This window comes from Phenylobacterium sp. (assembly GCF_031425575.1).
Taxonomy (GTDB): domain Bacteria; phylum Pseudomonadota; class Alphaproteobacteria; order Caulobacterales; family Caulobacteraceae; genus Phenylobacterium.
In genome coordinates this window covers 20,261-28,418 of record NZ_JANPJP010000326.1, presented here as the reverse complement: position 1 = coordinate 28,418, position 8,158 = coordinate 20,261, and the positions used below count along the sequence as shown (strand labels likewise).

7 protein-coding genes are annotated in these 8,158 nt (G+C 67.3%); all 7 read left to right on the top strand.

What is annotated here, in order from left to right; translation table 11 throughout:
- Window positions 1-384: 384 nt before the first annotated feature.
- Window positions 385-789: a hypothetical protein gene (locus tag RMO97_RS18210; RefSeq protein WP_310542429.1), complete on the top strand. Its 405-nt coding sequence runs from the start codon at window positions 385-387 to the stop codon at window positions 787-789.
- Window positions 790-892: 103 nt separating this feature from the next.
- Complete coding sequence (locus RMO97_RS18205; RefSeq protein WP_310542428.1) at window positions 893-1,672, top strand: DeoR/GlpR family DNA-binding transcription regulator; 780 nt, start codon at window positions 893-895, stop codon at window positions 1,670-1,672.
- Between the two features lie 145 nt (window positions 1,673-1,817).
- The gene (locus tag RMO97_RS18200) at window positions 1,818-4,115 is read left to right on the top strand and encodes a TonB-dependent receptor (protein ID WP_310542427.1); all 2,298 of its coding nucleotides are present in this window, start codon (window positions 1,818-1,820) and stop codon (window positions 4,113-4,115) included.
- A gap of 65 nt (window positions 4,116-4,180) precedes the next feature.
- Window positions 4,181-5,275 (top strand): alkaline phosphatase family protein, encoded by a 1,095-nt coding sequence (locus tag RMO97_RS18195; RefSeq protein ID WP_310542426.1) that lies wholly within the window; start codon window positions 4,181-4,183, stop codon window positions 5,273-5,275.
- A 96-nt stretch (window positions 5,276-5,371) separates the two neighbouring features.
- On the top strand, window positions 5,372-6,709 hold the full coding sequence (fliI, locus tag RMO97_RS18190; RefSeq protein ID WP_310542425.1) for a flagellar protein export ATPase FliI: 1,338 nt from the start codon (window positions 5,372-5,374) through the stop codon (window positions 6,707-6,709).
- Window positions 6,706-7,119 (top strand): flagellar export protein FliJ, encoded by a 414-nt coding sequence (locus RMO97_RS18185; RefSeq protein ID WP_310542424.1) that lies wholly within the window; start codon window positions 6,706-6,708, stop codon window positions 7,117-7,119. Before fliI ends, RMO97_RS18185 begins: the two co-directional genes overlap by 4 nt.
- Window positions 7,116-8,153 carry an endo-1,4-beta-xylanase gene (locus RMO97_RS18180; protein WP_310542423.1) on the top strand — a complete coding sequence of 346 codons (1,038 nt, stop codon included), beginning with the start codon at window positions 7,116-7,118 and terminating at the stop codon, window positions 8,151-8,153. The genes RMO97_RS18185 and RMO97_RS18180 overlap by 4 nt, the downstream gene beginning before the upstream one ends.
- Window positions 8,154-8,158: the final 5 nt, after the last annotated feature.

The window sequence follows — 8,158 nt, the reverse complement described above, 5'->3', positions numbered from 1 at the left end:
GTGAATCTTTTGTGATTGGACAGGCTTGGCCATACGGCGGGCGTTCGTCAGCCGGCGTCCAGGTCGAGGTCCTTGAGGCGTATGACAGCGCGGCGTGCGACCGGAACCTCGAGTCCGTTCAATAGCTTGAGTCTGAGGCGGAGCCGGTTGCCGTGCAGGGCGCGCGTCGAGCCCATCGCCACCCATCAGGCTCTACCGAGCTGACGGCCATCGCGAGCTGTGCGCGAGGCCGCGTCCGAAAGCCGCATCAAGATTAATTTCGATCGGAGGTCATCGGGGGCCAAGCGCCGACAGGTCGACGGCCAGGGTCCCCATTTTAACGGAACAGCCGGACGCCTGGGGAGTTTGGACGGGTCGAAGCCCTTGAACTCGAAAGGCCGCCCCATGCCCGCCTCCTACACCAACGACCGCGTGAGCCTCGCGCCTGTCCTCAACGAGAACCTGGAGGCCGGGTCCGCCTCCCTAGGTGGCGCCGCCAATGACGCCGTCACCGGCGATCCCCTGGCCGGGGTCCAGTCCAAGGCCAAGCCGACCTTCCGCGACCACGTGAAGGCCCACCCGGTCCTGGCCATCGCCCTTGGCGGTCTGGCCATCGGCGCCATCGCAGCCTTCGCCGGACGGGGAACCCTGGCCAGCGCCGCGCGCTCGGCGCGCCCGATGCTGGCCCAGGCGGTGCGCCCGGCCCTGATGCGCGCCGCCGCCCGCAGGCCCTTGGAGACCGCGCGCCTGGCCGCGCGTCATCCGCGCGCCGCGGTCATGGCCCTCCGGTCGGCGCTCATCCGTCGCTGATATGGCTCAGGCTCGAGCATATCGAGCGAAGACGCTGGTCTTGCCATTTGCGTAGAGCCCGCTAGGGACGGCCCGGCGACGCGCCGTCCAAAGCGGGTGAACTATGGTTCGTGTCAAGACGCCGATCTCCAAGCAGCAGCGCCAGGAGCAGATCCTGACCGAGGTGCGCGTCAATGCCGCGGTGAGGATCGCTGACCTCGCCGAGCGCTTCGGCACCTCCACCGAGACCATTCGCCGGGACCTGGATCTCCTGGGCCGGCAGGGCCTGCTGAACCGCACCTACGGGGGCGGCACGCCTCCCGTGGCCTTCGAGGCCAATATGCGCGATCGCCATCGCCTGATGGCCAAGCAGCGCTGGCGCATCGCCCAGGCCGCCGCGGAGCTGGTGGAGCCTGGCGAGGCGATCATGATCGACGCTGGGTCCACCACCCTTCACCTGGCGCTGGCCTTGGCCAGTCTCAACCGGCCGATCGTGGCGGTCACCAACGGCCTGGCGATCGCCGACGCCCTGGGCAAGAGCCCGCAGATCCGGGTGATCGTCTGCCCGGGCGAGCTGAATGCGCCGCAGAGCGGACTGGTCGGGCCCGAGACCCATCAGTTCCTCAGCCGCCTCAACGCCAACCGCGCCTTCATCGGCGCCAGCGGCCTCACGACAGAGGGGCCCACCGAGGCGGAATCCTCAATGGCCTGGGTCAAGCGCGCCATGATCCAACGGGCGCGGGTCGCGACCCTGCTGATCGACCACAGCAAGTTCAACATCAACATGTTGGAGATCGTGTGTCCCATCGAGGCGCTGCACGAAGTCTTCACCGACGAACAGCCCGACGCCGCCCTGACCGAAGTCATACAGCAAGCCGGAACGACCCTGACCATCGTTCCCTGAGGTGCGGGGCGCCACATTTTTGTGTGGAGTCGCACATTTTATTGTTGGGCTAATGTCACACATCTGAATCCTGAGCGTCAAAGAGCGCTGTTACCCAGGCCCTTGGGGGACCGCAGAGGGCGGGTCCGAAGGATCGGGTTGCATCATGAAAAACCAACTGCTCGCGGGCGCCGCGCTGGGCTTCATCCTATTGGGCTGGGCCAATACGTCCGCCGCTGCTGAGGCGGCCGTTGTTGGCTCGGTCGAAGAGCTGGTGGTGTTCGGACGGGGCGAAGCCCGTCAGGTCCAGACCGTGGACGGGGGCGAGTTGCAGCTCGAGGTCGCCGGCGCCAGTCCGCTGAAGATGATCGAGAAGCTTCCCAACGTGAACCTGCAGTCGGCCGACCCCTTCGGGTCCTATGAATGGTCGTCGCGGATCTCGATCCGCGGCTTTGACCGCAACCGGCTGGGCTTCACCCTGGACGGCGTCCCTCTCGGGGACATGACCTACGGCAACCACAACGGCCTGCACATCAGCCGCGCCATCGCCGGCGAGAACGTCGGCCAGGCGGAGCTCGCGCAGGGCGCGGGCGCCCTCGGCGTGGCCTCGGTGAGCGACCTGGGGGGATCCCTGCAGTTCCGCTCCCGCGACCCCGCCGCCAAGTTCGGTGGCCTGGCCTCGGCGACCGGCGGCTCGAGCGACACCTATCGCGGCTTCCTGCGGATCGAGAGTGGCGAACTGGCCACCGGGGCGCGGGGCTATCTCAGCTACTCCCACAACACAGCCGGCAAGTGGAAAGGGGAGGGCGAGCAGCGCCAGACCCAGGTCAATTTCAAGGCCATCCAGCCCATCGGCGAGGGCTCGGTGACCGGTTGGGTCAACTGGTCGACCCGTCAGGAGCAGGACTACCAGGATCTGTCGCTGGAGATGATCAGCCGGCTCGGAGGCGACTGGGACAACTTTGCGCCCAACTATGCGGGCGCCGTGCAGGTGGCCGAGATCGGCAACAACCGAGGCGACACCGGGGTCAGCCCGCGCTTCCCGTCCTTCGGAACCGTCTATCCCGGCAAGATCACAAATCCGGACGACGCCTATTACGACGCCTCGGGCCTGCGCGACGACCTGATCGGCGCCGTGACCCTGGACATGCCTGTGACCGAGGCCCTGCGGTTCAAGGCCACCGCCTACGGCCACACCAACGAGGGTCAGGGCCTGTGGGTGACGCCCTACAGAGCCTCTCCGAACTACGGCGTCGCCGGCGCCACCATCGATGACTCGCCGCTCTCGATCCGCACGACCGAGTACGACATCCAGCGGGCCGGGGTGATCGGCAGCGCGACCCTGACCCTGGGGGCTCACGAGATCGAGGCCGGCTTCTGGTACGAGGACAACGACTTCACCCAGGCCCGTCGGTTCTACGCGCTCAACCGCACCTCCTTCTCCCGCGATATCCTGGAGATGCAGTCCGGCGCCTTCCGTACCGACTGGGAGTACGACTTCAACACCACCACCCGGAAGTTCTACCTCTCCGACATCTGGACGATCAGTGACGTCCTGGCGGTTAACTTCGGCTTCAAGTCGCTGTCGGTGGAGAACCAGTCCACCACCGTCGTCGGCGCCAACAAGACCGGGACCATAAAGGCCGAGGAGAACTTCCTGCCGCAGATCGGGATCCGCTTCGACCTGAACCCCGACAGCCAGGTGTTCGCGGGCTATTCCGAGAACATGCGGGCCTTCGCCAGCTCCGGAACCTCCGGCCCGTTCTCCGCCTCCCAGGCGGGTTTCAACGCCATCAAGGACAAGCTGAAGCCCGAGCTTTCCCAGACCTTCGAGGCCGGCTGGCGCTACAGGACGCCGGAGTTCCAGGGGGTGGTGGCCCTCTACCATGTCCAGTTCGAGAACCGACTGTTCGGCGTGGCCCAGGGGTCAGGGATCCAGGGCAACCCCTCGGCGCTTTCCAATGTCGGCGGGGTGACCGCTAAGGGTTTCGAGGCCGCCGCGGACTGGACCTTCGCCCCCGACTGGTCGCTGTTCGCCTCCTACGCTTACAATGACTCCACCTATGACGACGACACCCGCGACGGCAACGGCGTGGTCGTGGCCAAGACCGCCGGCAAGACCACCGTCGACACCCCGGAGAACCTCTTCAAGGCCGAGCTGAGCTACGACGACGGCGCGCTGTTTGGAAAGTTCGGCCTAGCCTATCTGAGCAAGCGCTTCTTCACCTACGAGAACGACCGCGGTGTCCCGTCCCAGACCGTGGCCGAACTCGCGGTGGGCTACCGGTTCTCCGGCTCGCCCCTGCTGGAGGGCCTCGAGGTTCAACTCAATGTCACGAACCTGTTCGATGAGGACTATGTGTCAACCATCGACTCCAACGGCTTCGCGATCCGGGGTGACAGCCAGACCCTGCTCACCGCGCCGCCGCGCCAGGCCTTCGTGACCCTTCGCAAGACGTTCTGATCATCCCCGACTGGAGCCGGGCCTGTGCGCCCGGCTCCTCTGTTTCTTGAAGCCAGGAGATGGCCATGAAGCTCCCGAACGCCTTGATCGCAGCCCTCGCCCTGACGTTCGCATCCGCCATGCCGGCTGCAGCCAAGGACGCCGACGCACGGCTGGTGCTGGTCACCCTTGATGGGCTGAGCTGGCAGGAGCTTTTCCGGGGCGCCGATCCGGGCCGCGCGGCGGACAAGGCGCTGGTGGAGGATCTCCCCGCCATCCGCCGTGACTTCGTCGATGTACCCGATCGCGCGCTCGCCCTGACCCCTTTCCTGCACAATGTCGTCGCCAAGCAGGGCGTGCTGCTTGGAGATCGGGACCATGGGTCCTGCGCCGCCGTGACGAATGACCAGTGGTTCTCCTACCCTGGCTACAACGAAATTCTCACCGGGCGGGTCGACCCCGCGATCGACTCTAACGAACACGGGCCCAACAAGAACGTCACGGTGCTGGAGTGGCTGAATGGCCGGCCCGGATTCCAGGGCAAGGTCCGCGCCGTGACTTCCTGGAACGTCTTTTCCGATATCCTTTCGGTCGGCCGCAGCAAGCTTCCGGTGAACGCCGGCTGGGCAGCCCCGGCGCCCCGCACCGCCATGGAGAAGACGCTTGGTCGCCTGCAGGACCAGACTCCGCGCCGCTGGGCCGGGGTGCGGTTCGACGTCTTCACCCACGGCTACGCCCTGGAGAGCCTGAAGCACGACAAGCCCCGCGTGCTCTACGTGTCCTACGGCGAGACCGACGACTTCGCCCACGACGGCCGCTACGACCAGACCCTGATCGCCGCGCGACGCACCGACGGATTCCTCGCCGAGCTCTGGTCGACCCTGCAGGCCGACCCCGCCTATGCCGGCAAGACCACCATGATCATCACCACCGACCATGGCCGGGCAAACGACACCAAGCCGGACGGCTGGAAGAGCCACGGGAAGCCGCAATGGGCCGACTCCAACCAGAGCTGGATCGCCGCCATCGGGCCCGGGATCAAGGCGGGCGCCAAGGTGACCGGCGGCTGCGCCGGCGCCAATCAGGTGGCCGCGACGGGGCTGCAGGCGCTGGGCCTGGACTGGAAGGACTTCGATCCCCAGGCCGGCGCGCCGCTGCCGATCTTCCGGGCCGGAAACTAGATCAGGGCAGGGTGTCGCAGCCTTGAATCTTCATCTGAAGTTAAGGCAGACGGGCGGAGTCTCCGGCGGCGGATCAGCGCCTCGGAGCACCCCCTTTTGCGTAACCTCGTCGCGGCCGTCGAGCGTCTCGATCCGCTGACCGTTTCGGGCCGCGTCGCGGCGGTGAACGGCCTGCTGATCGAAGCCCGCGGCGGGCTGACCCGCCTGTCGGTCGGCGCCCGCGCCGAGATCGAACGGCGCGCCGAAAAGCCGCTTCAGGCCGAAGTGGTCGGCTTCCGTGAAACCCGCGCCCTCCTGATGCCCTTCGGCCCTGTCGAGGGCGTGGCCCCCGGCGCGCAAATCCGCATTGACCCCATGGGCTCGGCCGTCCGCCCGACACGGGCTTGGCTTGGCCGCATCATCGACGCCTTCGGTGACCCCATCGACGGCCTCGGCCCCCTGCCCCAAGGTCCGGCCGCCTATCCCCTGCGCGCGGCGCCGCCGGCCGCCCATGCCCGTGGTCGGGTCGGGGAACGGCTGAACCTCGGCGTCCGGTCCATGAACGTCTTCACGACCTGCTGCCGTGGACAGCGTCTCGGCGTTTTCGCCGGCTCCGGTGTCGGCAAGTCGGTGTTGCTCTCCATGCTGGCCAAGGAAGCTGACTGCGACGTCGTCGTCGTGGGTCTGATCGGCGAGCGGGGCCGGGAGGTCCGCGAGTTCATCGAGGAGACCCTGGGCGAGGAAGGCCTGAAGCGCGCCATCGTCGTGGTCGCCACCTCCGATGAGCCGGCCTTGAAGCGCCGCCAGGCCGCCTACATGACCCTGGCCATCGCCGAGTTCCTCCGCGACCAGGACCTCGAAGTCCTGTGCATGATGGACAGCGTCACCCGTTTCGCCATGGCCCAGCGCGAGATCGGCCTGGCCGCCGGCGAGCCGCCTACCACCAAGGGCTATACTCCCACCGTCTTCACCGAGCTGCCCAAGCTGCTGGAGCGCGCCGGACCCGGACCGGTCCGTCCGGACGGGACCACGGCGGGGCCGATCACCGGTATCTTCACCGTGCTGGTGGATGGCGATGACCACAACGAACCCATCGCCGACGCCGTGCGCGGTATCCTCGACGGCCACATCGTCATGGAGCGCGCCATCGCCGAGCGCGGGCGCTTCCCGGCGATCAACGTGCTGAAGTCCATCAGCCGGACCATGCCGGGCTGCCACCTGCCGCACGAGCGTCAGATCGTCACCAACGCCCGCCAGACTCTGGCGGCCTACGCCAATATGGAGGAGCTGATCCGCATCGGCGCCTACCGGACCGGCGCCGATCCCGCGGTCGACCGGGCCATCGCCCTGAACCCGCAACTGGAAGCCTTCCTTGGCCAGGACAAGGACGAGGCCTGTGGCCTCGAAGAAAGCTTCGAACGCCTGGCCGAGATTCTGATGAGTGAGGCCGCATGAGCTGGGCAGACAGTCTGATCAAGCTTTCGACCTATGAGGTCGAGATCCTGCAAAAGCGCCTGGGCGAGATCACCGACCGACGCATGGCCGCCGAGATGAAGCTGGTCCTGCTGGAGGCGGAGGGCGAGGCGGAGGCGCAGCGCGCCCGTGAGGACGCCGAGCACGGCTGGTATCAGGTGGGCTTCCTGGAGGGCCTGCGGGTCCGCAAGGCCGCGACCCAGGTCGAGATCAACCGCATCGCCGACGAGGAAGCCGGCGCCCGCGACGCGCTGTCCCTGGCCTACGAAGAGCAGAAGAAATACGAGCAGGTGGCCGACGGCATCGCCAAGGCCCGCGCCAAGCAGGTCGCCAAGCTTGAGACCGCCGCCCTCGATGAACTGGGCCTGCGCCGGGCCTCCGGGGCGCGATGAGGTCCGGCCTGCATCGGCGGGCCTTCGTCGGTTCCGCCCTGGCCCTGGCGGCCTGCGGCGCCGATGCCCAGACCGGGCCGGTCAGCCTTCCACCCTTGAAAAGCATCGCGCCGTTCCCGGTGGGTGTCTGCATTCAAGCCGTCCATCTTGAGGACCGCGATCTCGTGCGGCTGCTCGTCGAGCAGGTCTCCCAACTCACGCCCGAGTGGGAGATGAAAATGGAGTACATCGCCCAGCCGGACGGCTCCTTCCGTTTCGATGGGCCCGATCAGATCGCCGCCTTCGCCAAGACCCACGGGCTGCGCCTCTTCGGCCACACCCTGGTCTGGTATGATCAGGCCCCAGCGGCTTTCACCGATCTGGACGAGAGCCGGGTCAGCTTCGCCGACGCCTACCGCAACTACATCCTGGCGGTGGTGGGGCGCTATCGCGGCCAGGCGGTGGGCTGGGACGTGATCAACGAGACGGTGCTGGACGACGGCAGCGGCTGGCGCGACAGCCTCTGGGCGCGCAAGCTCGGCAAGCTGGAGCACATGGTGCTGGCCTTCCAGCATGCCCGCGAGGCCGATCCCGGCGCCGTGCTGTTCCTCAACGACTTCTTCCTCGAAACCCACCCCAAGAAGCGCACGGCGTTCCTCAAGCTGGCCGAGGCGCTGCTGAAGGCCGGCGCGCCCCTGGGTGGCCTGGGCACCCAGACCCACCTGGCGGCGGGCGACCAGAGGGGCTTGATCAAGGCGGCCATCGCCGACCTCGCCTCCCTGGGCCTGCCGATCCATATCTCGGAAATGGACGTCTCCCTGCAGGAGGGGGGCGACCGCAATGAGCGCCTGACCCGCCAGGCCGATCTCTACCGCGAGGCGGCCGAGGCCTTCTCGGCCCTGCCGCAACGTCAGCAGTTCGCCTTCACCACCTGGGGACTGCGGGACCAGGAATCCTGGCGCAAGAGAGAGGACGGCGCCGACGCGCCCCTGCTCTTCGATGTGAATGGAGCGCCAAAACCCGCCGCCGCGGCCTGGGTGCAAGGGCTCGGCTAAAGGGT